The 1589-nt window shown below is 46.1% G+C and carries 1 protein-coding gene; it reads right to left on the bottom strand.

Annotated features, from left to right (window positions below):
• Positions 1–424: 424 nt before the first annotated feature.
• Positions 425–1369, bottom strand: a complete 945-nt coding sequence (locus tag QUA54_RS34150; protein ID WP_333419456.1) for a transposase — start codon at positions 1367–1369, stop codon at positions 425–427.
• Positions 1370–1589: the final 220 nt, after the last annotated feature.

Raw genomic sequence — 1589 nt, 5'->3', positions numbered from 1 at the left:
GCTAATGCTGAGGGGAAAAAATGGTTGATCAGATGGTTGATCGCAGAGAGATGGAGAGGTTAACTTGTGAATTTTGATGAATTTTGGAACTGACCTTTACCCTTTTTAACCACAGGATACCGACATCTTCGAGTCCGAGGTTTTCCGGTAGGCCATCCGGCCGACTTTCCTCGCGGTTTGGGGGCAACAGCCGGAGTCCCAATCTTGATTAAAAGTGGAAGCATTGATTGTGCGACCCTTCCCGGCGTCAATTGAGAGAGCGGTTTTTGCCAAGGTAAGCAAGTTTCTCTAACCAAATCTTTCGCTAGCCATAATTGCCAGGTGAGCAATGGCATCAAATCGCTCCACCGTTGACACTGCGAGCGGGGTACTTAACTGTGGAATTGTCCAATGCAAGGTTTGCTTAGCTAAGCGATACCAATGCTCAATCGCTTTCGCGACGTAGATATTGTTGCCAAATTTCATTCAGAGGTGGCATTTGGCAACCGACCCAAACTAACCACAAAGGTTGAGTTTTTAATTGGTCTGTTTCAGCTTCTAAGCGTTCTACTAAAATCAGGCTCATCGGATATTGGGCAGTGGCTCGAAAATGCAACTTATCCCATTGTCTTAGCCTGATTCGACCCCTTTTGAGTTCCTGGGTTAAGAAAGTTTGTTCTGGTTTCCACCAACTTTTAGGGTCGTTAAGTTTAAATTTGTCCCCGTGAGTTTTTGGTCGTCCTTTACCAGTATAAGGTGGAGGTGCTGACCACAAGCAACGATTGGAACGAATGCGCATCAGTTTATCAGCATCAATGGTTGCGGTTGCTTCTAACAAAGTCGCACACCCATATTCACTATCGAACAGGGCTAGTGGTCGATGCTCAAGGGATTGACATACTTGTCCTAGTTGTTGAGCGCCTTTACCTATCGGATTTTCCCAACTGGTAATACGTTCATGTCGCAACGGCAGCGCCCAACTTTCTTGAGATGAAGGTATCCAGGCAATCGTACTATATCCTTGACCGATACCAACAGGTACGCCGTGAGGCGAGGCATTGGGTTGATGTTCATAGGTGCGCTCTTTGAGGGTAGCTGCATGGGGTCTCAACCATGCTGTATGGTCTATAGCTAATACCGGGCGTTCCACTTGTGACATCTGTTTGATGTATAGTTGCATCAATTGTTCTGGGTCTGGTCTACAATCTTGTAGCGCTTCATAAATACTTGACCACTGACGCCGAAATAAGGGATTGAGAGCCACATCTGCTAAACATGAAACGTGGCGCGTCGTCATCGCTGCATCTGCTAGTTCAAAGGTGGCATCCTTGGCAAGACCAAGGCATTGATAAGCTTGTTGACGAAATAGCTGTAATTGTTGAAAATTCATTGCAGGCAGATTTGAGATTTTTTGGTGAATTCTCAATTTTCTGTCAAGGTGCTGCCTGTTGAATCAATCGCAGGCAGTTTTTTTGGCAAGCTATTTTACCCTGCCCGTCAAACGGGAGACGAACCAAGGAAACGGAATTCGCACTCAACGCAGCTCATTTGTCTGTCTTACATGATTGAGCGGCTTGGGTGCGTGAAGCACCGTTTAGTCTAAACTCCAA

Origin of the sequence: Microcoleus sp. MOSTC5 (genome assembly GCF_036701825.1) — a bacterium.
GTDB classification, from domain to species: Bacteria; Cyanobacteriota; Cyanobacteriia; order Cyanobacteriales; family Microcoleaceae; genus Microcoleus; species Microcoleus asticus.
Note: the sequence above shows the minus strand (reverse complement) of the source record. Positions and strands in the feature narration are given on the sequence as shown.